Origin of the sequence: Pseudomonas sp. WS 5410, from assembly GCF_012985645.1 — a bacterium.
Taxonomy (GTDB): Bacteria; Pseudomonadota; Gammaproteobacteria; order Pseudomonadales; family Pseudomonadaceae; genus Aquipseudomonas; species Aquipseudomonas shahriarae.
Map to the genome: position 1 here is coordinate 61,706 of NZ_JAAQWS010000002.1, position 25,369 is coordinate 87,074.

General features: G+C 63.0%; 23 protein-coding genes and 1 pseudogene. 16 read left to right on the forward strand and 8 right to left on the reverse strand.

Annotation, left to right across the window (positions count from 1 at the left end; all coding sequences use genetic code 11):
• The first annotated feature begins 16 nt into the window (after positions 1-16).
• From HBO24_RS03720 to HBO24_RS03760, 9 genes are all read left to right on the forward strand, one after another.
• A complete protein-coding gene (locus tag HBO24_RS03720; RefSeq protein ID WP_120734218.1) occupies positions 17-679 on the forward strand; it encodes a riboflavin synthase in 663 nt (220 codons plus the stop codon).
• Between the two features lie 15 nt (positions 680-694).
• Positions 695-1,786 carry a bifunctional 3,4-dihydroxy-2-butanone-4-phosphate synthase/GTP cyclohydrolase II gene (ribBA, locus tag HBO24_RS03725; protein WP_057438968.1) on the forward strand — a complete coding sequence of 364 codons (1,092 nt, stop codon included), beginning with the start codon at positions 695-697 and terminating at the stop codon, positions 1,784-1,786.
• 90 nt (positions 1,787-1,876) lie between these two features.
• A complete protein-coding gene (gene ribE, locus HBO24_RS03730) occupies positions 1,877-2,353 on the forward strand; it encodes a 6,7-dimethyl-8-ribityllumazine synthase (protein WP_003176356.1) in 477 nt (158 codons plus the stop codon).
• Positions 2,350-2,850 (forward strand): transcription antitermination factor NusB, encoded by a 501-nt coding sequence (nusB, locus tag HBO24_RS03735; protein ID WP_057438970.1) that lies wholly within the window; start codon positions 2,350-2,352, stop codon positions 2,848-2,850. Before ribE ends, nusB begins: the two co-directional genes overlap by 4 nt.
• 18 nt (positions 2,851-2,868) lie before the next feature.
• A complete protein-coding gene (gene thiL, locus HBO24_RS03740; RefSeq protein WP_057438971.1) occupies positions 2,869-3,834 on the forward strand; it encodes a thiamine-phosphate kinase in 966 nt (321 codons plus the stop codon).
• Positions 3,835-3,900: 66 nt separating this feature from the next.
• Positions 3,901-4,629 carry a transporter substrate-binding domain-containing protein gene (locus HBO24_RS03745; protein WP_057438972.1) on the forward strand — a complete coding sequence of 243 codons (729 nt, stop codon included), beginning with the start codon at positions 3,901-3,903 and terminating at the stop codon, positions 4,627-4,629.
• Positions 4,630-4,758: 129 nt separating this feature from the next.
• Complete coding sequence (ribA, locus tag HBO24_RS03750) at positions 4,759-5,376, forward strand: GTP cyclohydrolase II (protein ID WP_057438973.1); 618 nt, start codon at positions 4,759-4,761, stop codon at positions 5,374-5,376.
• The gene (locus tag HBO24_RS03755; RefSeq protein ID WP_057960742.1) at positions 5,373-5,792 is read left to right on the forward strand and encodes a nuclear FMR1 interacting 1 family protein; all 420 of its coding nucleotides are present in this window, start codon (positions 5,373-5,375) and stop codon (positions 5,790-5,792) included. The genes ribA and HBO24_RS03755 overlap by 4 nt, the downstream gene beginning before the upstream one ends.
• Complete coding sequence (locus HBO24_RS03760; protein WP_120734217.1) at positions 5,792-6,589, forward strand: cobalamin-binding protein; 798 nt, start codon at positions 5,792-5,794, stop codon at positions 6,587-6,589. The genes HBO24_RS03755 and HBO24_RS03760 overlap by 1 nt, the downstream gene beginning before the upstream one ends.
• A 146-nt stretch (positions 6,590-6,735) precedes the next feature.
• Here HBO24_RS03760 and HBO24_RS03765 read toward each other — a convergent pair whose 3' ends face one another.
• The 4 genes from HBO24_RS03765 to HBO24_RS03780 all read right to left on the reverse strand — a co-directional run bounded on the left by HBO24_RS03765 (position 6,736) and on the right by HBO24_RS03780 (position 11,901).
• Entirely contained in the window at positions 6,736-8,631 is a 1,896-nt protein-coding gene (locus HBO24_RS03765; RefSeq protein ID WP_170059320.1) for a TonB-dependent receptor, read from the reverse strand.
• Positions 8,632-8,765: 134 nt separating this feature from the next.
• The gene (gene dxs, locus HBO24_RS03770; RefSeq protein ID WP_057438974.1) at positions 8,766-10,664 is read right to left on the reverse strand and encodes a 1-deoxy-D-xylulose-5-phosphate synthase; all 1,899 of its coding nucleotides are present in this window, start codon (positions 10,662-10,664) and stop codon (positions 8,766-8,768) included.
• A gap of 110 nt (positions 10,665-10,774) precedes the next feature.
• Complete coding sequence (gene ispA / locus HBO24_RS03775; protein WP_057444863.1) at positions 10,775-11,662, reverse strand: (2E,6E)-farnesyl diphosphate synthase; 888 nt, start codon at positions 11,660-11,662, stop codon at positions 10,775-10,777.
• A complete protein-coding gene (locus HBO24_RS03780) occupies positions 11,659-11,901 on the reverse strand; it encodes an exodeoxyribonuclease VII small subunit (RefSeq protein ID WP_170059321.1) in 243 nt (80 codons plus the stop codon). The genes ispA and HBO24_RS03780 overlap by 4 nt, the downstream gene beginning before the upstream one ends.
• A 148-nt stretch (positions 11,902-12,049) precedes the next feature.
• Here HBO24_RS03780 and HBO24_RS03785 point away from each other — a divergent pair, with 148 nt between their 5' ends.
• Positions 12,050-12,223, forward strand: coding sequence for a hypothetical protein (locus tag HBO24_RS03785; protein ID WP_170043991.1), 174 nt, complete (start codon positions 12,050-12,052; stop codon positions 12,221-12,223).
• On the opposite strand, the gene HBO24_RS03790 is transcribed toward HBO24_RS03785, so the two are convergent.
• The 3 genes and pseudogenes from HBO24_RS03790 to HBO24_RS03800 form a co-directional block, all read right to left on the reverse strand.
• On the reverse strand, positions 12,220-12,618 hold the full coding sequence (locus tag HBO24_RS03790; protein WP_057438975.1) for a MerR family transcriptional regulator: 399 nt from the start codon (positions 12,616-12,618) through the stop codon (positions 12,220-12,222). The two genes, HBO24_RS03785 and HBO24_RS03790, sit on opposite strands and share 4 nt — an antisense overlap.
• Positions 12,605-13,200 (reverse strand): annotated as a pseudogene (locus tag HBO24_RS03795) (NAD(P)H-dependent oxidoreductase). Before HBO24_RS03795 ends, HBO24_RS03790 begins: the two are co-directional and overlap by 14 nt.
• Before the next feature lie 184 nt (positions 13,201-13,384).
• On the reverse strand, positions 13,385-14,404 hold the full coding sequence (locus HBO24_RS03800) for an AraC family transcriptional regulator (RefSeq protein ID WP_057960739.1): 1,020 nt from the start codon (positions 14,402-14,404) through the stop codon (positions 13,385-13,387).
• Positions 14,405-14,632: 228 nt separating this feature from the next.
• On the opposite strand from HBO24_RS03800, the gene HBO24_RS03805 reads away from it, so the two are divergent.
• The 6 genes from HBO24_RS03805 to HBO24_RS03830 all read left to right on the forward strand — a co-directional run bounded on the left by HBO24_RS03805 (position 14,633) and on the right by HBO24_RS03830 (position 24,314).
• On the forward strand, positions 14,633-16,228 hold the full coding sequence (locus HBO24_RS03805; RefSeq protein ID WP_120734210.1) for an FAD-binding oxidoreductase: 1,596 nt from the start codon (positions 14,633-14,635) through the stop codon (positions 16,226-16,228).
• A 4-nt stretch (positions 16,229-16,232) separates the two neighbouring features.
• On the forward strand, positions 16,233-17,822 hold the full coding sequence (locus tag HBO24_RS03810) for a glycerol-3-phosphate dehydrogenase/oxidase (RefSeq protein ID WP_170059322.1): 1,590 nt from the start codon (positions 16,233-16,235) through the stop codon (positions 17,820-17,822).
• 10 nt (positions 17,823-17,832) lie between these two features.
• Entirely contained in the window at positions 17,833-19,422 is a 1,590-nt protein-coding gene (locus tag HBO24_RS03815) for an FGGY-family carbohydrate kinase (RefSeq protein WP_057438979.1), read from the forward strand.
• A 107-nt stretch (positions 19,423-19,529) separates the two neighbouring features.
• Positions 19,530-20,840 (forward strand): phospholipase, encoded by a 1,311-nt coding sequence (locus HBO24_RS03820; protein WP_128593456.1) that lies wholly within the window; start codon positions 19,530-19,532, stop codon positions 20,838-20,840.
• 54 nt (positions 20,841-20,894) lie between these two features.
• On the forward strand, positions 20,895-22,880 hold the full coding sequence (locus HBO24_RS03825) for a DUF1302 domain-containing protein (RefSeq protein ID WP_081044311.1): 1,986 nt from the start codon (positions 20,895-20,897) through the stop codon (positions 22,878-22,880).
• Between the two features lie 60 nt (positions 22,881-22,940).
• Positions 22,941-24,314 (forward strand): DUF1329 domain-containing protein, encoded by a 1,374-nt coding sequence (locus HBO24_RS03830; protein WP_115129093.1) that lies wholly within the window; start codon positions 22,941-22,943, stop codon positions 24,312-24,314.
• A 66-nt stretch (positions 24,315-24,380) separates the two neighbouring features.
• Here HBO24_RS03830 and HBO24_RS03835 read toward each other — a convergent pair whose 3' ends face one another.
• Positions 24,381-25,268 (reverse strand): GntR family transcriptional regulator, encoded by an 888-nt coding sequence (locus HBO24_RS03835; RefSeq protein ID WP_170059323.1) that lies wholly within the window; start codon positions 25,266-25,268, stop codon positions 24,381-24,383.
• Positions 25,269-25,369 lie beyond the last annotated feature (101 nt).

Sequence of the window (25,369 nt, forward strand, 5' to 3'; positions counted from 1 at the left end):
TTTCCAGGAGAAGGCCATGTTCACCGGCATTATCGAATCCATCGGCAGCATCCGCGCCATGACCCCCAAAGGTGGCGACGTGCGCCTGCTGGTTGAAACCGGCAAGCTGGACCTCGGCGACGTCAAGCTGGGCGACAGCATCGCCGTCAGCGGCGTATGCCTGACGGTCGTCGAACTGCCGGGCAATGGCTTTGCCGCCGATGTCAGCCGGGAAACCCTGGACTGCACCGCGATGAATGACCTCAAGGCCGGCAGCCCGGTCAACCTGGAGAAAGCCCTGACCCCGACCACCCGTCTGGGCGGCCACCTGGTCAGTGGCCATGTCGACGGCGTCGGCGAAGTGGTGGCACGCAGCGAAAACGCGCGGGCCGTGGAATTCCGCATCCGTGCGCCGAAAGAACTGGCCAAGTACATCGCCCACAAAGGCTCGATCACCGTCGATGGCACCAGCCTGACCGTGAACGCCGTAAATGGCGCCGAATTCGAACTGACCATCATTCCCCACACCCTAAGCGAAACCATCATGGCCTCGTACCAGCCGGGTCGCCGGGTGAACCTGGAAGTGGACTTGCTTGCCCGTTACCTGGAGCGCCTGCTGCTGGGCGAAAAGGCCGCAGAGCCTGCAGCCGGTAACATCACCGAAAGTTTTCTGGCCGCTAACGGCTACCTGAAATCCTGACCAAGGGGGTGCCGCGTGGCGCTCAATAGCATCGAAGAACTGGTTGACGATATCCGCCAAGGCAAGATGGTCATCCTGATGGATGACGAAGACCGCGAGAACGAAGGCGACCTGATCATGGCCGCCGAGTTGTGCCAACCTGAGCACATCAACTTCATGGCCAAGCACGCCCGTGGCCTGATCTGCATGCCCATGAGCCGCGAGCGCTGCGAACTGCTCAAGCTGCCGCTGATGTCTCCGCGCAATGGCTCGGGGTTTGGCACCAAGTTCACCGTTTCGATTGAAGCGACCACCGGCGTGACCACCGGCATCTCTGCCGCTGACCGCGCCCGCACCGTGCAGGCCGCTGCCGCGAAAGATGCCAAGGCCGAAGACATTGTCAGCCCTGGTCATATCTTCCCGCTGATGGCCCAGCCGGGTGGCACCCTGGCCCGTGCCGGCCACACCGAAGCCGCCTGCGACCTGGCGCGCATGGCCGGGTTCGAGCCGAGCGGGGTGATCTGCGAAGTGATGAACGACGACGGCACCATGGCCCGTCGCGCTGAACTGGAAGCCTTTGCCGCCGAACACAACATCAAGATCGGCACCATCGCCGACCTGATTCACTACCGGATGATCCACGAACGTACCGTTCAGCGGATTGCCGAGCAGCCGCTGGACAGCGAACTGGGGCATTTCAACCTGGTGACCTACCGTGATTCGGTGGAAGGCGACGTGCATATGGCCCTGACCCTGGGCAACATCTGCGCCGAAGAGCCGACCCTGGTGCGGGTGCACAACATGGACCCGTTGCGCGACCTGTTGATGGTCAAGCAGCCGGGCCGGTGGAGCCTGCGAGCCGCCATGGCTGCGGTTTCCGCGGCGGGCAGCGGTGTCGTGCTGTTGCTGGGCAATCCGGTGGATGGCGATGTGCTGCTGGCGCATATCCGCGAAAGCGCTGACCAGGTGCCGGTGAAAAAACCGACCACCTACAGCATCGTCGGCGCCGGCTCGCAGATCCTGCGTGACCTGGGCGTGCGTAAAATGCGCCTGATGAGCGCGCCCATGAAATTTAATGCGATATCCGGTTTCGACCTGGAAGTAGTAGAATACGTGCCCTCCGAATAAAGGCCGGCGATTATCGCTCCTTGTTCGCGGTTCAAATATCACTAAGGGGCGCGTCATATACGCGTCCCGGCTCTTTAAGAGATTTGTCGAATGACCCTGAAGACCATCGAAGGTACCTTCATCGCCCCCAAAGGCCGCTACGCCCTGGTGGTTGGCCGCTTCAACAGCTTCGTGGTTGAAAGCCTGGTAAGCGGTGCCGTGGACGCCCTGGTTCGCCACGGTGTGAGCGAAAGCGATATCACGATTATCCGTGCCCCTGGCGCCTTCGAAATTCCACTGGTTGCGCAGAAAGTTGCCCAACAAGGCGAATACGCAGCAATCATCGCCCTGGGCGCGGTCATTCGTGGCGGCACCCCGCACTTCGAATACGTGGCTGGCGAGTGCACCAAGGGCCTGGCCCAGGTGTCCATGGAGTTCGGCGTGCCAGTGGCCTTCGGCGTACTGACTGTTGATTCCATCGAGCAAGCCATCGAGCGCTCCGGCACCAAGGCCGGTAACAAAGGCGCTGAAGCTGCCCTGTCTGCCCTGGAAATGGTCAGCCTGCTGTCGCAGTTGGAGGCCAAGTGATTTCCGACGAGAGCGATCGTTTCAACCCGCGCGACCCCCGTCCTGCAGACGCCGGCAAGCCATCGAAGAACGAAAAGCGCCGTGCTGCCCGTCAGTTGGCGACCCAGGCGCTGTATCAGCGTCAGATGGCGGGTACTTCGTTGAACGAAATCGAAGCACAGTTTCGCGTCGACAACGATTTTACCTTCGCCGACCTGCCGTACTTCCACGACATCCTGCACGGCGTGCATGCCAACCTGACCGAGATCGACACGGCCCTGGCACCTTGCCTGGACCTGACCCTCGAAGAGCTGGACCCGGTTGAACTGTGCGTGATGCGCCTGTCCACCTGGGAACTGCTCAAGCGCGTTGACGTGCCGTACCGCGTAGTGATCAACGAAGGTATCGAACTGGCGAAAGTCTACGGTTCGACCGACGGTCACAAGTTCGTCAACGGCGTGCTCGACAAGCTGGCCCCGCGCCTGCGTGAAGCCGAAGTGAAGGCGTACAAGCGCTAACCTGCGCTTGACTCCCTGATGGGCGAGTTCGAGCTGATCCGCACCTACTTCGCCGCCGCGCCCTGTGCGCAAGGCGGCGAGGGCATTGCCCTGGGGATCGGCGACGACTGCGCCTTGCTGGCAGTTCCCCCTGGGGAACAGCTGGCGATTTCAACCGATACCCTGGTGGCCGGCGTGCACTTTGCCGACCCCTGCGACCCGTTTTTGCTCGGCCAGCGTTCGCTGGCGGTGGCAGTCAGCGATTTGGCGGCCATGGGCGCCCATCCCCTCGCATTTACCCTTGCGCTCACTACACCGACGGTCGCGGCCGATTGGTTGCAGCGCTATGCCCAGGGTTTGAATGCCATGGCCCAGCGCTGTGGTGTGGGCCTGGTGGGCGGCGATACCACCCGTGGGCCGCTGAGCCTGACCGTCACCGTGTTCGGCCGTGTCCCGGCGGGGCTGGCGTTGACCCGCAGTGGCGCGCAGCCCGGCGACCTGCTGTGTGTCGGCGGCGAGCTGGGCAATGCGGCCGGGGCCTTGCCGTTGGTGTTGGGGCAGCGTAGCGCTGCTGCGCAGATCGCCGAGCCGCTGCTGGGCCATTACTGGTCGCCGCAGCCGCAACTGGCCCTGGGCATGGCGTTGCGTGGCAAGGCTACGTCTGCGTTGGATATTTCCGACGGTCTGCTGGCAGATTGTGGGCATATCGCGAAGGCTTCAGCCGTAAGCCTGGTGATCGAGCGGCACCGTTTGCCGCTGTCGGCGGCGTTGCTGGCCTTTCTGGGGGATGATCAAGCACGCTCCGCAGCCTTGAGCGGTGGCGACGATTACGTCCTGGCGTTCACCTTGCCGCCCGCTGAGCTGGCGCCATTGCTGGCCGACGGTTGGCCGGTGCATATTGTCGGGCGCGTAGAGGCGGGGGCCGGCGTGCGACTGCTGGATGCCGGTGGCCATGACATCACCCCGGCCGTGCGCGGTTATCAACATTTTCGCGAGACGCCGTGACCCGCCGGGCTGCGCTACCCTTTACCGCGTTGTAGAAACGATCGCTTTACCATGGAGGGCGTCATCATGGGGCTACGACGCTGGTTGCTGATTCTGCTGTGTGTGGTCGCGTCTCCCGTGTGGGCCGATGACACCCCCGAAGTGCCCGGCCAGATCCGTCTGGCCAGTGAAACCTGGAATGACTACACCAACGCCGATGGCAGCGGCCTGGCCTGGGATGTGTTGCGAGAAGTCTTCGAGCCGGCCGGGGTCAAGGTCAAGATCCGCAGCGTGCCCTACACCCGTTCGGTCGGTCTGGCCCGGCGGGGCGAAGTGGATGCCTGGGTCGGCTCCTATCATGATGAGACCGAGGGCGTGCTGTACGCCCGCTGGCACTACGACTCCGACCACATCTACGCCCTGGGCCTGGCGGGCAGCCCGGCGCCGACCCTGGTGACCCTGGGCTCTTACCGCCTGACCTGGGTACGTGGCTACAAGTACGAGGAATACCTGCCCAATATTCATCGTTTCAACCAGATCGAACGACGTAGCGGGATTTTGCCGATGCTCCAGCATGGGCGGGCCGACTTCTACATTGATGCCCTGGCCGAACTGCAGTACATCCTCGGCCAGGCTGACGACCCATCGGCGTTCAAACTCACGCACATTGCCGAATTGCCGTTGTTCCTGGGGTTTACCGACAGTGAGCGAGGGCGGTCATTGCGGGGGGTATTTGACCGGCGCATGGAGTTGTTGGTGAAAAGCGGCGAGTTGAAACCGATTTTCCAGCGCTGGAACCAACCGTATCCGTTTTGACGCCCATAGAACCAAGGCAAAGGCCAATCGAACCTATTGATCTTTATCAGCGATAATTCAGCTTAAGCGTCTGTAGGAACGTGCTGTTACAATGCCCGCCTCTGTGAAATCTGAAATCAGGAGCACACGGTGCCCGTCGTTTTCGTCGCTGCTTCCAAGCTGCCTACCCCTTTTGCCACGTTCACCATGCATGGCTTTCTTGAAAAAGCCTCCGGGCGCGAGCACGTCGTGCTCAGCCTGGGCGATGTGGCCGATGGCGCCCCGGTCCTGGGCCGCTTGCACTCTGAGTGCCTGACCGGTGACGCACTGTTCAGCCAGCGCTGCGACTGCGGCTCGCAACTGGAAGCCGCCATGCAAGCCATTGCCCGTGAAGGCCGTGGCGTGCTGCTGTATCTGCGTCAGGAAGGCCGTGGCATTGGCCTGCTGAACAAGATCCGCGCCTACGAACTGCAAGACGGTGGCGCCGATACCGTCGAGGCCAACGAGCGCCTGGGTTTCGCCGCCGATCAGCGCGATTACGCCATCTGCCTGCCGATGCTTGAGCACCTGGGCATCCAGTCCCTGCGCCTGATGACCAACAACCCGCGCAAGGTCAAGGCCTTGACCGAGATGGGCATCACCGTCGCCGAGCGTGTGCCGCTGCACACCGGGCATAACCCGCACAACAAACTCTACCTGGCGACCAAGGCCAGCAAGCTCGACCATATGATGGGCAACGAGCATCAGGGCGAGGCAGACCGGGCGTGACGCGCGGCCAGGTCAAGCGGCGCCTGTCCTTCAGTTGGTGGCAGTACCTGGCGCTGGCGTTGTTGCCGTTATTCGTGATCAATCTGGTATTTGGCCAGGGCGAGCCGTTGTTGCCGGTGCTGGCAATGCCATTCTTTATCGCCGGCGTTGCCTCGATGTTTGCCAGCCTGCGTTACTTCCATGCCTATAAACATGCACTGATCGCCACCTCCAAGGCCCTCGATACGCCTGAAGAGCCGGCCGCGTGGATCACCCTCGCGGCCCGTCGGCGTACGGCGCTGCTGGTCGCGGCGTTTCCCGCCTGGATCGGTGCACTGGCAGTGTTCGTCGGCCTGGAAGCGGTGCCGCTGTTTCTGCTGGCATTGTCGACCCTGGTGCTGTTCTACCTCTATCGCATCCCGCGTCAACTCGGCTGATGCGCCTCTGGCTGGCGGGTCTGCTGCTGGCCGCCAGTGCGTCGGCGATGGCGGTCGAGCGGGTGGTCAGCCTCGCGCCTTCCTTATCTGAAATCGTCGTTGAACTGGGCGCCAGCGATCTGCTGGTGGGCGTACTCGACGGTGGTGAACGGCCTGAAGCGCTGCGTAGCCTGCCCTCGGTGGGGCGTTATGGGCAGTTGGATCTGGAACGACTGCTCAGCCTGCAGCCTGACTTGCTGCTGCTCTGGCCCGGCAGCGTCGGCCCGGCCCAGCGCGAGCAGCTCAAGCGTTTGAACATCCCTGTTTACGTCGCCGAACCCCATAGCCTTGAACAACTGAGCAGCCAGGTCGAAGCCATCGCCCGACAGCTAGGCCGCGCTGATGAAGGTCGCCAATTGGCTGCCCGCTTGCGTCAACGCTTGGCCGAGTTGCGCCAGCGCTATCAGCGCAGCCAGCCGTTGCGGGTGTTCTATCAGGTGTGGAACCAGCCGCTGTACACCGTGGGCGGTGGGCAGATCATCAGCGATGCGCTTAGCGTGTGTGGCGCGCGCAATGTGTTTGATGACCTCAAGCTGCCAGCCCCGCAGGTCAGTATCGAATCGGTGTTGCAGCGTGATCCCGAAGTGATCCTCGCGGCGGATCAAGCGCAACTGGACGATTGGAAGGCCTGGCCCCAGGTGGCGGCGGTGGCTCAGGGGCGTTTGCTGATCGTGCCGGATAAAGGGCTGGAGCGGCCCAGTGGGCAGATGGTGGAGGCGGTGGGCCGGCTGTGTCAGGTGATTGCGCCGAACCGTTGAGAGCGCTATCGCAGGCAAGCCAGCTCCCACATTTGACTGTATTCACACATCAAAAAGTGGGCGCTCGGCAGTGCAGAATATTTTGGCCACACCACAGAACACATGTGGGAGCTGGCTTGCCTGCGATGGCGTCGGCCCGGACAACCTCAGAGCTGCGGCGTCCACGTCACCCCAAGCATCCACGTCCGGCCTTCTTCGCGGTACGGCTGGTTGTTCTCGAAGTTTGGATCGTCATAGCTGTACCAGGCCCGCGTATAGCGGCGATCCAGCAGGTTATCGACCTTCAGCGACAGCGCCACTTCCCGATTCAGCGCCCAACCGCTGCGCAACCCCAGCAGGTAATAGCCCGAGAGGCGGTGCTTGTTGTCTTCGGCATCGTAGCTGCTGCTGATGGCCTGCCAACTGGCGCCCAGGCTCAATTGTTCGAACTGCCGATCCAGGTCCAGGTTCAGGGTGCGCCTGGCACGACGGGCCAGGGTGTGGCCGCTGTTGCGGTCGCGTGGGTCGATGATCGACAGGCCGAGGTTGCCTTGCCAGCCGAAGAACTCTTGCTTGAGGGCGGCTTCGAAGCCGTTGATGCGGGCGTTGGCGACGTTGTACGGAATGTAGTTATTCTGCTGCTGCGCGATGATGGCGTCCTTGAGGTCAGTGCGATACAGAGAGGTTTCCAGGCGTGTGGTGTCGGTCAGCTGGCTGCGCCATTGCAACTCATAGCTTTTCGAGTGCTCGGGCTTGAGGTTGGGGTTGCTGCCGCCGGGGTAGTACAGATCGTTGAAGCTCGGCGCACGAAAGCCTTCGCTGTAACTCAGTAGTAAGTCGTTATCGCTATTGACCGGCAAGGTCAGCGTACCGCTCCAACTGTTCTGCCCGCCAAATTGCTGGTTCTGGTCGCGGCGTAGCCCCAGTTCGGTGGAAAACCACTCCCCCTTGAAACGATGCTGAATAAACGCGGCACGGTTCCACCGGCTGTTTTCGTTGTACGGTTTGTCGCTGTGAATGCGGTCCTCATACCAATCGCCGCCCAGGATCAGGCTGTTTTGCTGGTTGAGCGTCAGGTCGTTCTGCCAGTTAATCGAGTCGCGATAGGTGCTGAACACACTGAAGTCAGTGCTGAGCTTGTCGCGCTTGGTGTCGCGGTTTTCACTGTGGCCCAGTTCCACACGGGTCTGCCATGCCTCGTTGAGTTGGGCGTCGATATAAGCGCTGGCACTGCTGACGGTGTAGTCGGTATAGGGTTTTTGGCCGAAAGTTTGTTTGCTGACGTCGTCGTAGCGCCCAGCGCTGTTATCAAATTCCGACTTGCCCCGGCTATCCAGCAGGTTGAAACCCACCTCCAGCTCATCGCTGAACTCATGGCTCAGGTTCAAGCTCAGCGACTTATTGCGATAGGCATCATGGTCGCGGTCGCTGGGGAAGGAGGTGTGGCTCCAGTCGATACCGGCGGTGTCATCCAGGCTCGCGCCCAGGTTGAAGCGCGTTCGTTCATCGCCGCCCGACAGGCCCAGGCTGCGTTCCCAGGTGTTGTGGCTGCCAAAGCCCAGCTTCAAGCGCGGCTGCAGGCCTGGTCCGGCATTGCGGCGGGTAAATACCTGGATCACCCCGCCAATCGCATCGCTGCCGTAAATCACCGAGCGCGACCCGCGCAGCACTTCCACCCGCTCAATCTGATCAATATTCAGGTATTGCAGGCCGCTGTCGCCGGAAGTGCTATTGGCAATCCGCTGGCCATCCACCAGCACCAGGCTTTGCGCGGACTTGGTGCCACGTATGAAAATCCCCGGCAAGCTGCCCCGGCCACCGGTGCGCGCCACTTGCACGCCGGGCACGCGGCTGAGCAGGTCGGTCAGGCTGGAGGGTTGCAGGCGGTCGATATCGTCCCGGGTGAACACGGTGTTGGCAGCACTGCTGTCATTGCGTGCCTGCACCTGGCGGTTGGCACTGATCACCACATCGGGGAGCTTCAGGGCGGCGTCGCGGGTGTCGGCGAGCAGGTCCGCAGTGGGCAAGAGCAGGAGTGGCAGGGCAAGTCGAAGGTGCTTCATGGGCCGTCCATGGATTCCAAGGCAATACAAAACAAATGTGGGAGCTGGCTGGCCTGCGATCGCATCACCCGGTCTCTCTGAAAGACCGAGGTGTTTGCATCGCAGGCCAGCCAGCTCCCACAGTTTGGTCCGGTTTACAGGCCGAGCAAAGCCATGCGATGGCGAACCGCAGCCTCGATCCCCGCTTCATCCAGCCCACACTCAGCCAGCATCTGCGCGGGTTTGGCGTGCTCCACATAAATGTCCGGCAAGCCCAGGTGCAGCACCGACTTGAGGATGTTCTCCCGCGCCAGGAATTCGCTGACGGCCGCACCGGCGCCGCCCATGATGGCGTTTTCTTCAACGGTCACCAGCAATTCATGGCTGCCGGCGATCTCGCGCACCAGGGCTTCGTCGAGGGGTTTGACAAAGCGCATGTCGATCACGGTGGCGTCGATTTTCTCCGCCACTTTCAGGGCTTCGGCCAGTTGCACGCCAAACACCAGGAACGCGGTCTTGCTGCCCTGGCGCCGCACGATGCCCTTGCCGATCTCGATCGGTTCCAGGTCTTTCTCGATCACCGCATTCGGGCCGTTGCCACGGGGGTAACGTACCGCTGCCGGGCCGTTGTACAGGTGGCCGGTGCTGAGCATCTTGCGCAGCTCGTTCTCGTCGCTCGGGGTCATCACCAGCATGCCGGGGATGCAGCGCAAGTACGACAGATCGTAGCTGCCGGCGTGGGTCGGGCCGTCTTCGCCCACCAAGCCGGCGCGGTCGATGGCGAACAGCACGTCGAGGTTCTGCACCGCTACATCGTGAATAAGCTGGTCATAACCGCGTTGCAGGAAGGTGGAGTAGATCGCCACCACCGGTTTGGCGCCTTCGCAGGCCATGCCGGCGGCAAAGGTCACCGCATGTTGCTCGGCAATCGCCACATCGAAGTAACGCAGCGGGAAACGCTCGCTGAACGCCACCAGGTCCGAGCCTTCCTTCATCGCTGGGGTAATGCCCACCAGGCGCGGGTCGGCAGCGGCCATGTCGCACAGCCATTCGCCAAATACACCGGAGTACTTCGGCCCGCTGGCCTTTTTTGGCGCCGCCACGGGCGCGTCCAGCGGCTCGAGCTTGGTGATGGCGTGGTAACCAATCGGGTCGACTTCCGCCGGGGCGAAGCCTTTGCCTTTCTTGGTGACGATATGCAGGAACTGCGGGCCCTTGAGGTCGCGCATATTGCGCAGGGTGGCGATCAGGGTCGGCAGGTCGTGCCCGTCGATCGGGCCGATATAGTTCCAGCCCAGCTCTTCGAACAGGGTGCCGGGGACCAGCATGCCCTTGGCGTATTCTTCGGTGCGGCGGGCAATTTCCCACGCGCCGGGCAGGCGTGACAGCACTTTTTTGCTGCCTTCGCGCATGCTGGCGTAGGTGCGGCTGGACAGAATCTTTGCCAGGTAATTGGACAAACCACCGACATTGCGCGAGATCGACATGTCGTTGTCGTTGAGGATCACCAGCATATTGGCGTCCACTTCCGGTGCATGGTTCAACGCTTCAAACGCCATGCCGGCTGTCAGCGCGCCATCACCGATCACGGCAATTGCCTTGCGATCGCTGTTTTGCAGACGGGCGGCAATCGCCATGCCCAGGGCTGCGCTGATCGAGGTGCTGGAGTGGCCGACGCCAAAGGTGTCGTATTCGCTCTCGGAGCGGCGCGGGAAGGCGGCGATGCCGTCCTTCTGGCGCAAGGTAGCCATGCGCTCGCGGCGTCCGGTGAGGATTTTGTGCGGATACGCCTGGTGACCCACGTCCCACACCAGCCGGTCGTCCGGGGTGTCGAATACGTAATGCAGCGCGATGGTCAGCTCGATGACGCCCAGGCCTGCACCAAAATGCCCACCGGTCTGGCCGACCGTGTAGAGCAATTCCAGGCGCAACTCATCGGCCAGGGTTTCCAGCTCGGCTTCACCCAGACGGCGCAAGCCGGCCGGCGTGTTGGCACGGTCCAGCAGCGGCGTGGTCGGGCGCTTGCGGGGAATCTCTTGAAACGTCGTGGGCATCAGGCGAATCGTTATAGGTATAGAAGAGGCGGCAGTTTACCTCAAGCATCGCAAACTGCCCACGCAGAGCACCGAACTTGGCCGATATGCGGCGGTAATCGCCGCCGTAATCAGTGACGGCGTTCGACGATATACCGCGCCAGGTCACGCAGCGGCTCGGCTGCCGCGTCGAATGGTCGCAGGGCGGCCAGGGCCTGGTCGCGCAGCTCCAGGGCATAGGCCTTGGCGGCATCCAGCCCTAACAGCGACGGATAAGTCGGCTTGTCACGGGCAATATCGGCGCCCTGGCGCTTGCCGAGGGTCGCGGTATCGCTTTCCACGTCGAGAATATCGTCCTGCACCTGGAACGCCAGGCCGATGGCCCGGGCATAGATCTGCAAAGCGGCCAACTGCGCCGCTTCGGCGCGACCACTGGCCAGGGCGCCGAGGTGCACGGCAGCCTCGATCAGCGCCCCGGTCTTGTGCCGGTGCATATACTCCAGGGCTTGCTGGTCCAGCTTGAGGCCGACCGAGCCGAGGTCAATTGCCTGGCCCCCGACCATACCGGCCGGGCCTGCGGCGGCGGCCAACGCAGTGACCATGCGCAGGCGGATCTCGGCATTCACGCCGCTCAAACGCGGGTCGAGCAGGGCACTGAACGCCAGGCTTTGCAGGCCGTCGCCGGCGAGGATCGCACAGGCTTCGTCAAAAGCCTTATGGGTAGTGGGCTGGCCGCGACGCAGATCGTCATCGTCCATGGCTGGCAAATCGTCATGCACCAGCGAATAGGCATGAATCAATTCCACCGCACACGCCGCGCCATTGGCTTGCGCGGCATCCACGCCCAGCGCTTCACAGGCCGCATAGGCGAGCAAAGGCCGTACGCGCTTGCCGCCGTTCATCACGCTATAACGCATGGCCTCATACAGCCTGGCCAACTCCGGGCTTGGCGCCACAAACAGCGGTTCCAGCGCAGCATTGACCCGGGCCTGACTGCTGGCCTGATAAACGTCGATCATTGCGCTTGTTCCGAGTCGAAAGGTTCTTCGGCCAACTCCCCATCCCGTTCCAGCAACACCTGGACCTTCTGCTCCGCCTGCGCCAGAGCGCTCTGGCAATCGCGGGTCAGGCCGATACCTTGCTCAAACGCCGTCAACGAGTCTTCCAGCGACAACTCGCCGTTCTCCAGACGCTCGACCAGGGTTTGCAGATCGGCGAGGGATTGTTCGAAATCGAGTGCAACTTTTTTGCGGGCCATGGCGGCTATTCCGGTTGACGGTAAACGGGCGCGACACTAGCAGATAGGGGGGGTAGGGGCAAATGAGGGGCGCTTGAGCACACCAGGGTTTTTCAGTCATACAGCCAAGGCTTCAGCTCCTAAGCAGCTCAATGAAATGGTCAGGAAGATGCTGGATGAGCATAAGGACGTGGCCAAACCCGGCGACTTTGAGCTCGATGACATCATGCTGCTGCTGCGTGAAGCCAATGGGTTTGCCCAGCAATGGGTTGACAGCATGACGCGGGAAATCCTGGCAGAAGAGCGCGCCCTGCAAAACAAATGGGGCGATCTGCTGAACTAGCCGTTGCGCGCAGTGCCGGTTTCCACCAGACGTGCAAACTGGCATTGACCCTGGGCCTGCTCCAGGCTGCCCTCAAACGCCACCAGCCCTGCATGCACCTGTTGCAGGGCTTGGATCTGCGTCATCAACTCGAGCTTTTTTTGCGCGATCGCCTGGTTGGCGCGCTGCCACGGCAGCTCATCGCCACGGTGCCCGTGGAGAATTCCCTGCAACTCCTTGAGCTTGAAGCCCAACTGCTGCGCGCACTTGATAAACGTCAGCAGCTCAACGCTCTGCGCCGAGTAAACCCGATACCGCCCCTCGCGTTGCGGCGGTGGCAGCAAGCCGATGTCCTCATAGTGACGAATCGCCTTGATCGTCGTGCCTGACAACTGCGCGGCTTTACCGATGTACATGCAGATCCATTCCTAAAAGAGTGTGCCAGCCTTTTTCAGCCACTTGTCGCGCTGCGCCGCAGTAGAGCCCAGCACAGGCCCGAACATGATTGTCTTGATCGGCTTGATACCACACAACTCAAGGGTGGTCTTGCGCATCTGGTGCAGGCCGGGCATGTGGTAGAACCAGCGGTAATACCACGGCGGTGTATCCAGGGCCACCAGCAGATGGGCGGTACGGCCCTTCAAGAGCTTGTCGGGGAATGCTTTGCCCTTGCGGTATTTGAAGGCGAAACCGGGCAGGAACACGCGGTCGATGAAGCCTTTCATCAATGCTGGAATTCCCCCCCACCAGATAGGGAAAATAAACGTCAGATGATCGGCCCAAAGGATGTCGGATTGCGCCATGAGCAAGTCCGGCTCCAAGGCTTGTACCTGAGCGTAACCGTGGTGCAGGACAGGATCGAAGCTCAACTCGCCCAGATACAAGGTGCGCACTTCGTGGCCGGCGCGGCTGGCTGATTCGCGATAGGCAGAGGCTAAGGCGTAGCAGAAACTGGTGCTGGCGGGGTGGCCAAGAATGAGCAGGATGCGGCGGGTCATGGGTGGGGAGTCCTGAGGTCGGGGCCCGCAGGATGGCGTGTGACCCTAGGGGGAGAGTCAAGTACCCAGGAATGGCCTGATCGGGCGCTATCGCAGGCAAGCCAGCTCCCATATTTGATCTTCGTTGTGTTGAATACCGGGTTCACTCTGTTTGGTCAGGACCTGAAATGCAGTCCCCCAAACCCTAACTGCCCCGATGGGTCTGCCGATACTCGCCCGGCGGCACACCGGTGCGGCTCTTGAAGGTGCGGTGGAACGACCGCGGTTCGGTGAAACCCAGGTATTGGGCGATGTCCTGGATCGGCAGGTCGCTGTGCAGCAGGTAGTGCTCGGCCAGTTCCTGGCGCAGGTCGTCGAGGATCTGCTGGTAGGACGTGCCGGCCTGCTGCAGTTGGCGTTGCAGGGTGCGCACCGACATGGCGAACTGTTCGGCCACCTGTTCTTTGCGCGGCAGGCCTTCCTTGAGCAACTGGCGCAGGGCGTTTTTCACCCGCAGCGCCAGGCTTGAATCGTCCAGCGAGGCCATCAGGGCCAGGGCATGTTCTTCCAGGGTGCGCAGCAACTGCGCATCGGCCTGGCGCAGGGGTGTCTGCAGGTAACTCAAGGGCGCCACCAGGGCCGAGCAGGGTTGCTCGAACAGCACCGGGCAACCGAAGAAGTCCTCGTATTGGCTGAGCTGCGCGCCGTCCGGCAACGGGTGCTCGAGCAACACCTGGCTTGGCGACAGTTCGGTGTCGGCGATCCAGCGGGCATACACCAGCCAGGACGCCAGCACGTTCTCCACCATATGCCGGCGGATGCGCGGCTGCTGGTGGCGGCAGTTCCAGATCAGGCGGACTTGGTCATGGACCATTTCGGCGCGGCTGGTGCCCATGTCGCCCACCAGTTTTTCGAACGGCATGATGCGGTTCATTGCCTCGCCCAGGGTCGCGCAGTTCATGGTGATGTAGCCGAGCACGCTCCACGAGTTGGGCAACACGAAGCGCGCTGAATTGAGCCCGAACAGCAGGTCCCCGGAATGTTCGCAGAAATACTCCAACAGGCGTTCGTGGGCTTCCACAGGCAGGCGCAGGCTGTTGTCGTCCAGTTGGCCGGCAGTGATCCCGGCCGCCTCCAGTGCAGGGGCGGTTGCCATGCCGAGCTGTTCGGCATGGCGCAGGTACTTCAGCAGAGGAGGGACGGAGGTAGAGCCGAGTGTCTGCATGATCGGGTTCCTGGCGGGGTGTTGCCGGCGGCAGTGCCTTGCGCGCGTCGATGGCACGCAAGGTAATTTGAAATCGTGACTAAAGTAAATGCTCCCGTGGATACATCCGGTAATACAGCGAGTGACCCAATTGGCTACTCCATCTGTCCCGATGCGACCGTGACAGCCCGCGCCGGCTGTTTAGTATGGGAGCACTGAAAATCACAAGATCTGCTGGGAGAAACAGGCATGCGACGCTGGAACGGCTGGGGCGAAGAAACCACGCAGATGGAGATGCCCGCCCATGGCGCAGCGTTTCTGCGCGAGCGATTGGGCGACGGGCACACCCTGCCGGACGCCAGCCTGGACAGTGCCCTGGCCGCAGTGCCCGCGTCGCGGCTGGCGCCCCACGCGCTTTACAGCATCGAGCCCCGGGACCGTCTGATGCATGCCCGCGGTCAGAGCCTGCCGGACTGGCTGGCCCTGCGTGAAGGTGCCCTGGGTCGGTACCCGGATGCTGTGGCCCTGCCGGAAACTGTCGAACAGATCCGCCAGCTGCTGGCCCTGGCCGACAGTGCCGACCTGTGCCTGATTCCCTATGGCGGTGGCACGTCCGTGGCCGGACATATCAACCCGCCGGCGTCCACGCGCCCGGTGCTGACGGTGTCCCTGGCCCACATGAACCGCCTGCTCGACCTCGACGAACAAAGCCTGATCGCCACGTTCGGCCCCGGTGCCAGTGGCCCCCAGGTGGAGAGCCAGTTGCGTGCCAAAGGCTACACCCTGGGGCACTTCCCGCAGTCCTGGGAGTTGTCGACCCTGGGCGGCTGGGTGGCCAGCCGCTCGAGCGGCCAGCAATCGCTGCGCTATGGGCGGATCGAGCAACTGTTCGCCGGCGGCACCCTGGAAACGTTCGCCGGGCCCCTGGAAATCCCGAGCTTCCCGGCCTCGGCCGCCGGCCCTGACCTGCGGGAAGTGGTGTTGGGCAGCGAAGGGCGCTTCGGCATCATTTCCACGGTCAAGGTCCGGGTTAGCGCGCTGCCCGAGGACGAGCGCTTCTATGGCGTGTTCCTGCCCGACTGGCCCCAGGCCCTGCAGGCGATCCGCCGACTGGTGCAGGCACGGGTGCCGCTGTCGATGCTGCGTCTGTCGAATGCCATGGAAACCCAGACCCAACTGGCGCTGGCTGGCCATCCCCATCAAATCGCCTGGCTGGAGCGCTACCTGGCACTGCGCGGGGCTGGCGAGGGCAAATGCCTGCTGACTTTCGGCGTCACCGGCAATCGTCGGCAGAATGCCTTGTCGTTGCGCCAGGCGCGCCAGCACCTCAAGGCTTTTGGCGGGGTGTTCACCGGCACCCTGCTGGGCAAGAAATGGCAACAGAACCGCTTTCGCTTCCCCTACCTGCGGGAGAATCTCTGGAATGCCGGCTACGTGGTCGACACCCTGGAGACCGCGACCGACTGGTGCCATGTCGACGCCTTGTTGCACGCGATCGAGGCCAGTCTGCGTGACTGCCTGGCGGCCGAGGGCGAGCGGGTCCATGTGTTTACCCACCTGTCCCATGTCTATGGCGAAGGTTCGAGCATTTACACCAGCTACGTGTTCCGCCCGGCGGCGGACTACCCGGCCACCCTGGAGCGCTGGAAGGCCCTGAAGCAGGCGGCCAGCCGCACCATCGTCGACAACCACGGCACCATCAGCCACCAGCATGGCGTGGGCAAGGACCACGCGCCCTACCTGCCGAGGGAGAAGGGCGAACTGGCGATGGCTGCGCTGCACAGCCTGAGCCGGCATTTCGATCCGGCCGGGCGTCTGAACCCCGGCACCCTGCTGGAAGACTAGGCCCATGAGCGATGAGTGGAATGCCCAGTGGCGCGCGGCCGTGCTGCCGCAACTGGCGAATGAAACCTGGGACTTGATCGTGATTGGCGGCGGTATCAGCGGCGCCGGGATCCTGCGCGAGGCGGCTCGGCGCGGTTGGCGCTGCCTGCTGTTGGAGCAACGGGATTTTGCCTGGGGCACCTCCAGCCGCTCGTCGAAAATGGTCCATGGCGGCCTGCGCTACATCGCCAAGGGCCAGTGGCGCCTGGCCCGTGATTCGGTACGCGAGCGCCAGCGCCTGATGGGCGAAGCACCGGGGTTGGTGGAGCCAATGAGTTTCCTGATGCCGCACTATCGCGGCGGGTTCCCCGGACCGCGGGTCTTCGGCGGCTTGCTGCGCCTGTATGACGCCCTGGCCGGTTGTCGCAGCCGCCAGTTTCATAAACCTGCGCAACTGCGCTACCTGGCGCCGGGGTTGATGGAGCCGGGGCTGCTGGGGGCGTCGCAGTTTCGCGATGCCCTGACCGACGATGCGCGCCTGGTCATGCGTGTGTTGGCCGAGGCCCGCGCCGATGGCGCCTGGGCGCTGAACGGCCTGCGGGTGCGCCAGTTGCTGCGCGAGGGCGGGCGGGTGTGTGGGGTCGAGGTCGAGGACACGCAAGGCGCTGCCGTTATGCAAGTGCGTTGCGCGGTGCTGGCAGTGGCCACCGGCGCCTGGGCTGAACGCCTGCAACCGGATGGTGGGCAGCGGCAGTTGCGGCCCTTGCGAGGCAGCCACTTGTTGTTGCCGGGCTGGCGCTTGCCGGTGGCCCACGCCTTCAGTTTCATGCATCGGCGCGACGGTCGCCCGGTATTCGTCTTTCCCTGGGAAGGGGCCACTGTGGTGGGCACCACCGACCTGGATCATCGCGAGGACCTGGACCTCGGGGCGAGCATTACCCGCGAAGAACTCGACTACCTGCTGGAGGCCTGCGCCCAGCCATTTCCCCAGGCCGAGGTAACGGCGGCGGACGTGCTGTGCACCTGGTCCGGGGTGCGTCCGGTAGTGGGCGCCGCTGACTCCCAGGCCAAGCCCTCCAATGAAACCCGCGAGCATGTGCTGTGGCAGGAGCCGGGCTGCGTGACGTTGGCGGGGGGCAAGCTGACCACCTTCAGGCCCCAGGCCATCGAGGTGTTGCGGGCCTGTGCCGGGATGCTCGGGAAGACCCTGGAGGATGACGGCGCGCCAGTGTTCCAGGCCGTGCCACTGCAGGCGATTCCTGGGCTGAGCGCCGCCGGCCTGAGGCGTCTGGCCGGGCGCCATGGCCGTGACCTGCCACGTTTGGCCCGGCTGATACGCAGCCTGGGCAGCGAGTGTGTCGGCGCCAGCGATACCTTGTGGGCGGAGCTGGCGTTTGCCGCCGAGGCCGAGATGGTCCTGCACCTGGACGACCTGTTGTTGCGGCGCACCCGTCTGGGGTTGCTACTGCCCGACGGCGCCGCTCACTACCTGCCAGACATCCGCCGGCTATGTCAGCCGCGCCTGGGCTGGGACGACACGCGCTGGGAACAGGAACAGCAGCGCTACCTGCAACTCTGGCAACGCCATCACAGCGTCCCGTCCGCCTCGATCTGAAGAGCGCGTCATGAATAAAGAGAGCTTCGTGGATAACAATTCCCCCGACAAACACTATGTGCTGGCGATCGACAACGGCACCCAGAGTGTCCGCGCGCTGTTGTTCGACTTGCAGGGCAATCTGCTGGGCAAAGGCAAGGTCGAGTTGCAGGCCTACTACTCCACGCAGCCCGGCTGGGCCGAGCAGGATCCGGATTACTACTGGCGCAAACTGGGCGAAGCCTGCCAGCAGTTGTGGGCGCAGACCGGCATCGACCGCAGCCTGATCCGTGGCGTGTCCCTGACCACCCAGCGCGGCACCTTGATCAATGTCGATGCCCAGGGCCAGGCCTTGCGCCCGGCGATCCTCTGGCTCGACCAGCGTCAGTGCGAGCCCGAGGGCGGGATCAAGGGCCCGTGGGGCTGGCTGTTCAAGTTGATCGGCGCCGAGGCCACGGTGGACTATTTTCGCGCCCAGGCCGAGGCCAACTGGATCGCCCAGCATCAGCCGGATATCTGGGCCGCCACCGACAAGTTCCTGCTGCTCTCGGGCTTTCTCAGCCATCGCCTGACCGGGCGTTTTGTCGACTCGGTGGGGTGCTGCGTGGGCTACTTGCCCTTCGACTTCAAGCACCTGCGCTGGGCCGCGCCCCGGGACTGGAAATGGCAGGCCCTGGCGGTGCGTGCGCAGCAGCTGCCGCGCCTGTATAAGCCAGGAGAAGAACTGGGCCGCATCACCGCCGAGGCCAGCCGCCACACCGGGATCCCCGAGGGCCTGCCACTGATTGCCGCCGGCTCCGACAAGGCCTGCGAGGTGCTCGGTTCCGGCGTGGTGGAGGCGACGACCGCGTGCCTGTCCTACGGCACCACGGCGACCATCACCACTACCCGCTCGCGCTACCTGGAGATAGTGCCGCTGATCCCGCCGTATCCGGCGGCGATCCCCGATCACTACAACTGCGAAGTGATGATCTATCGCGGCTACTGGATGGTCAGCTGGTTCAAGAACGAGTTCGGCCTGCGGGAAATGCAGCAGGCCCGGGAGCAGGGCCTGGAACCGGAGCAACTGTTCGATGCGCTGGTCAACGCGGTGCCGCCCGGCTCCATGGGCCTGACCCTGCAACCCTACTGGTCGCCGGGCATCCGCGAGCCGGGTGTAGAGGCCAAGGGCGCGATGATCGGCTTTGGCGACGTGCACACCCGTGCCCATATCTACCGGGCGATCCTCGAGGGGCTGGCCTATGCCTTGCGCCAGGGCAAGGAGCGTATCGAGCGCCGGTCGAAACTGTCGATCAAGCGCTTGCGCGTGGCCGGTGGCGGTTCCCAGAGCGACGCGGCGATGCAACTGACCGCCGATATCTTCGGCCTGCCCGCCGAGCGTCCGCATGTCTACGAGGCGTCTGGGCTGGGGGCGGCGATTGCCTGTGCGGTGGGGCTTGGGCTGTACCCGGACTTCGATACCGCCATCGCCGCCATGACCCGCACCGCCGAGGTGTTCATGCCCCAGCCCGAGGCGCAACAGATGTACGACCGCTTGTACCGCGAGGTCTACCTGCACATGTATCGCCAGCTCAAGCCGCTGTACCAGAGCATCCGCGAGATTACCGGCTACCCGGCGTAGGCCCAGGCTGTATGGCGCTATTGGAGAGTCGTTTTGGCAAGATCGGACAGTGTCGGGGGATACCCGGATTGTTAGGCTGAACGCATCTACAAAAAGAGCGTAAAGCCATGAAGTTGCCGTCGTTGCTGCTGTGCCTGGGGCTGTGCAGTCTGTCGCCTGGGGCCGGTGCATGGTCCAATCACAGCGTGGGCAGCTACCTGGCCCTGCGGGATTTGCCCGCGTTGCGCGAGGCGCCCGAGGTGGCGGTCGAGTCCCTTGAGCAGTTTGTGTCCGAGCAGTACCCAGGGCTGGTGGCCTTGCTGGACGAGCAGGAAAACTTCGCCCGCAAGCACTTTCCCGACTACCCGCCGCGCCCCGACAACCTGCGTCTGGCGCCGCAGCCTGGGGCCGATCTGCGCCGGGACTTGCTCATGGCCCTGCGGGTCAACCCACAGATCCACCTGGCCCAGGTGATCCAGCCCATGCCCGGCGAGGACCTGGCTGGGCGCCCGCAGCTCAAGGCCACCGAAGTGATGGTCGAACAGACCCTCTCGCCGTGGAATCGCCAGCGCTTTATCCAACTGCAGCCGGGGCAGACGGTCGCGCCGCTGGCCGTGCTGGCAACCGCCGCGGACGAGCCGGACTACGGCCACGATATCAACCTGTTCAGCGATAACCCAGGGGCGGTCGGCGCACTCTATGGCTTCGGTGTGCAGTCGTTTGGCGACGCGCGCTTCCAGTACAGCTCCCAGGCGCCGTTTCATATGGGCTTCTTTCACGAGAGCGCGGTGGTCTATGTCGCCGCGCCTTTCCTGTTGCGCAACTGGCCGGACTGGCGGGCCTACCAGTACTTCGGTCTGGCGCGTTTTGCCTTCGCCAATGGCCATCCCTACTGGGGCTATCGCTTCCTCGGATGGGGCATGCACTACCTGCAGGACCTGACCCAGCCGTATCACGCCACCACTCTGCCGGGCGATGACTTGACCAGCATGCTGCTGATGGAAGGCAAGGCCCTGGCCGGCTACGACAGCGACAAGCGGGCGGCGATCGAACGTGTCGCCACGCGCCACAACGAGGTGGAGCGCTACCAGTTCGCCTGGCTGCGCCACCTGCTGCTGACGGGGGCGGATAACCCGATGCTGACGGCCTATGCCGACGCCACTCAGGACGCCGATTACCCGGCTTACTCGACGGACTACCTGCGCCAAGTGGTCAGTGCCCAGGCGGATGCCCAGGCCGTGGCGTTCGACGAGGCCATCGGCCAGTGGCTGACCACGCCCGGGGCGACCCAGAGCTTCAGTGCCGGCAACCAGTTGCCCGCCGAACGCTACGACCATGCCCGGCTCAACGAACAGTTGGTGCAGTTGCTACGCCACTTTGGCGCCCACAGTCGCAACTACGTCAGGGCTGGTCTCGACCGCCCGGCGCCGGCGCAGTAACAACAGACAACGCAGTGCAATAACAACAAAAAAGGTTGCAGGGGAGAGACGGTAATGAGCACCACAGTGCGCGCGCAAGGCTCGGGATCCGAGGGTAAATGGTCCATCACATCCACTGGGGCGGGCGTCGGCCTGGTGGGCCTGTTGCAACTGTGCAGCGGCGGGACCGTGCAGGCCATGGAGTTCAGCGTGCTGGACAACCAGGTCACCGGCTCGTTCGACAGCACCCTGTCTTATGGGCGTCTGTGGCGGGTGCAGGGGCGTGACAAGGGCAACGACGACGTCAACACCAACGACGGCAATCGCAACTTCGATACCGGGCTGGTTTCCGAGGTGTACAAGATCACTTCGGAGCTGGAAGCCAACTATCAGAACTACGGGCTGTTCGTGCGTGGCACGGGGTTCTATGACACCCAGATCATGGACAAGCGCAACGACTACTACCGCAACAACAGCCCGTCGCAACCCAGCCAGAGCCATCCCCAGGATGACCACTTCACCGACCAGACCCGCGACATTGCCGGTAGCCGTGTGGAAATTCTCGACTCCTACATCTATGGCAACTGGGACGTTGGCCAGATGCCTCTGACCGCGCGCCTGGGGCGCCAGGTGTTCAACTGGGGCGAGGGCATTTTCTATCGCGGCGGGGTCAATACCACCAACCCGGTGGACGCGGCCAAGTACCGCCTGCCGGGCGCCGAGGTCAAGGAAGTGCTGATGCCGGTGGAAGCCATCAGCTTCAATATCGGCTTGAGCGACAACCTGTCGATGGAGAGCTTCTATCAGTGGAACTGGAAGGAGACCCGCATCGACCCGGTCGGCACCTTCTATTCCCAGAGCGACCTGTTCGCCGATGGCGGCCGCACGGGGTACAACAACTTCACCGGCAGCGCCCTCGACACCCCGACGCCCATCGGCGGCAACGTCATCGGGTTATACGACGCCCTGGGCAACAACCCGATGTTCGGTGGCATGCTGCGCAGTACCGGGCTGTATGCCAACGGCATGACCCCGGCCTACGGCAACACCCTCAAGGTGGCGTCCATCGGCAAGGACTACAACGCGCGCAACGATGGCCAGTACGGCTTTGCCTTCCGCTACATCGCCGAGGAACTCAACAGCACCGAGTTCGGCCTGTACCTGGTCAACTACCACGCCAAGGAGCCGACCATCGCCGCAGACCTGGCGGGCTACAAGGGCATCGACATGGCGGCGCTGACCAGCATGCTGTCGTCGGTGGCCGGCAGCCAGGCCGCGGCCTTGGCCAATGGCCTGGCGACGGTGGATGTAATGGGCAATATCCAGGCGCACCGGCGTTATGCCGAAGACATCCGCATGTATGGCTTCAGCTTCAACACCACCCTGGGCAAGGCCTCGGTGTTTGGCGAGCTGGCCTACCGGCCGAACCTGCCGATTGGTATCGCCGCGACCAACGACCTGATCGGCGACCTGGCCAATGGCGCCGGCGCGGCGGCGGGCGGGCAGTTCATCAATGTCGGCGGGCAGATGGTCAACCTCAACAGCCAGATCGACAACTCCGAGCGCGTCGAGGCCTTCAACACCTCGCTGGGCAGCATCTACAACTTCGGCCCGGGCCTGAGCTTCGACTCGCTGTTCGGCGTGTTCGAACTGGCCTCCGAGCACCTGCGTGGCAGCAGCCTGAAGTACCAGGCCTACGATGGCAGCACCCGCTACTACGCGGGCAGCGGCAACACCTCTTATGTGTCTGGTGGTGAGCGTGATGACCAGGTCAGCCGTGATTCCTACAGCTATACGGTGATGTTCAACGGCACCTGGAACGACGTGTTCGCCGGGGTCAACCTGTCGCCCTACGCGGTCTACAAGGACGACTTCAAGGGCAACTCCTATCAGGCCGGCAACTACATCGAGGGACGCAAGGCTTACACCCTGGGGCTCAAGGCCAACTACCAGAACAAGCTGGAAGCCGAGCTGCAATACACCGAGTTCTTTGGTGGCGGCCAGAACAACGTGATCCGCGACCGCGACAACATCGGTTTCAACCTCAAGTACTTCCTGTAAGCCGCTGCCGTGCTGCGGCGCGAGGGCGGCTGCCCGCCCTCGTTTTTTTGGAGATTCGCCATGTTCCACACACCTCGAATACTCACCGCCAGCCTGGCCCTGGCCCTCGGCCTGGCCGCCGGCAACGCGCTTGCTGCGCTCTCGCCCCAGGATGCGCAACAGCTCAAGGCCCAGCTCACACCGCTCGGCGCCGAGCGCGCGGGCAATGCCGCCGGCACCATCCCGACCTGGGAGGGTGGGATCACCCAGGCCCCCAAGGGCTATGAAAAGGGTAAACACCATGTCGACCCTTTTGCCGGCGACAAGCCGCTGTTCACCATCACCAAGGCTAACCTGGAACAGTACAAGGCCAACCTGACGGCGGGCGAGATCGCCTTGTTCAACAGCTACCCCGACACCTTCCAGATGCCCATCTACCCAAGCCGGCGTTCTGGCTCGGCGCCCCAGTGGGTGTATGACAACACCTTCAAGAACGCCACCAGCGCCAAGCTGCTGGACGGCGGCACCGGCTTCGCCGACGCCTTTGGCGGCGTGCCATTCCCCATTCCGCAAAACGGTGTGGAAGCACTGTGGAACCACATCACCCGCTATCGCGGCACCTACGTGGTCCGCCGTGCTTCGGAAGCTCCCGTGCAGCGCAATGGCAGCTTCGCCCTGGTCACGTCGCAGCAGGAAGGGTTGTTTAACTATTACCGGCAGGGCGGGCAGTACGCCGACCTGAAGAACATCCTGTTCTACTACCTGACCTTCGTAAAAAGCCCGGCCCGCCTGGCCGGTGGCGCGACCCTGGTACACGAGACTCTCGACCAGATCAAAGACGCGCGCCAAGCCTGGATCTACGACGCCGGCCAACGCCGCGTACGCCGCGCGCCGAACCTGGCGTACGACACGCCGATCTCGTCCTCCGATGGCCTGCGCACGGCAGATGACACCGACATGTTCAACGGCTCGCCGGATCGCTACGACTGGAAACTGCTGGGCAAGAAGGAAATCTACATCCCCTACAACAACTACAAAGTCGCCAGCGCCGACGTGAAATACGCCGACCTGCTCAAGGTCGGACACCTCAACCCGCAATACACGCGCTACGAGCTGCACCGTGTGTGGGTTGTCGAAGGCACCCTGAAACCGACGGCGCGTCACCTGTACTCCAAACGCGTGCTGTACCTCGATGAAGACAGCTGGGGCGCAGCGGTGGTTGACCAGTACGACGGTCGTGGCGAACTGTGGCGGGTGTCGATGGCCTACCTGAAGAACTTCTACGACCTGCCCACGACCTGGAGTGCATTGGATGTGTTCCATGACCTGCAGGCGCGGCGTTATTACGTGCAGAACCTGGATAACGAAGAGCCGCAGACGGTGGATTTTGGCCAGGCGATTCCTGAGGATTCTTACTTTATGCCGTCGGCGTTGCGCTTGCGGGGCACGCGGTAGGTCTATCGGGATTTGAGAGAGCTGCGCAGGCGAGCGCAGCTCTGTGAGGGACCGTCCAGGCCGGGGCTATTCGAACAGCGCTGGATCTACTTTCTTGCGCCGAGCCTGTTCCAGGTGTTTGCGCATTTGGTCGGCTGCTGCAAGGCGGTCTCCTCGTTCGAGGCAATCGAGAATGGCCAGATGCTCCTGGGCCTGGCCTTTGCGTGGCGCTCGCGTGCTGGCTTGGCGGTATTCCACAAGCCTACGCAATTGGTTTAAACGGCGGACGGTTTGCTGCAGGAAGCGATTGCCGGAACACCCCGCCAGTATCTCGTGAAACTGGGCGTTCGCTTCGAACAACTCCTGAGGCGTCATGCTCAAGTACCCACCGCCGGCAATGAACTCTTGCTGCTTGCGACAGGCCGCCAGCGTTTCACCATCGATCAGGAATGTGGGGGAGAGCAGGCCGGATGGCTCGATGGTCGCGCGCAAAGCATAGCTTTCTTCATACGCCTCCACTGAGTCGATCATGGGGAGAAAACGCCATCCTTGGCCGGCACGCTGTTCAATCCATCCTTCCTGTTGGATGCGTGATAGAACGGCCCTCAGCGCCGCCCGTGACACATCGAACTGACGCATGAATTCAATCTCGGTGAACAGCTCCGGGAGCTGCCTGCCCAGACGCAATTCGGCAAATTTCAGGTACAGCGGATCGTCACTGCCTTCCATGACTTGCGAGGCCAGATCGACGAGATCCTCGCTGGACCTGGCCAGGAAAAAGCCGCGATTGCGGTCGTAAGTGAGCATGCCTTTTTCGACCAAATGGCCCATCGCAAACTTTACCGGCGTGCGCGAGACGTTCAGCGCCGCCGCCAACTGCGACTCAACCAGGTGATGTCCGATAGCAAAGCGTTCACGACGCACGAGAGAAACAATGTCACGCGCAATGCGTGCTTGCAGCGGGCTTAGGGGCATCGGATCGAGACCAAGTAGAGCTGACCATGGAAGCCCCATTCTAGCGTGCCGGTAAGCTTAACCACACCGTAGAAATCGTGGGCGTGGGTGGGCGCCCGATT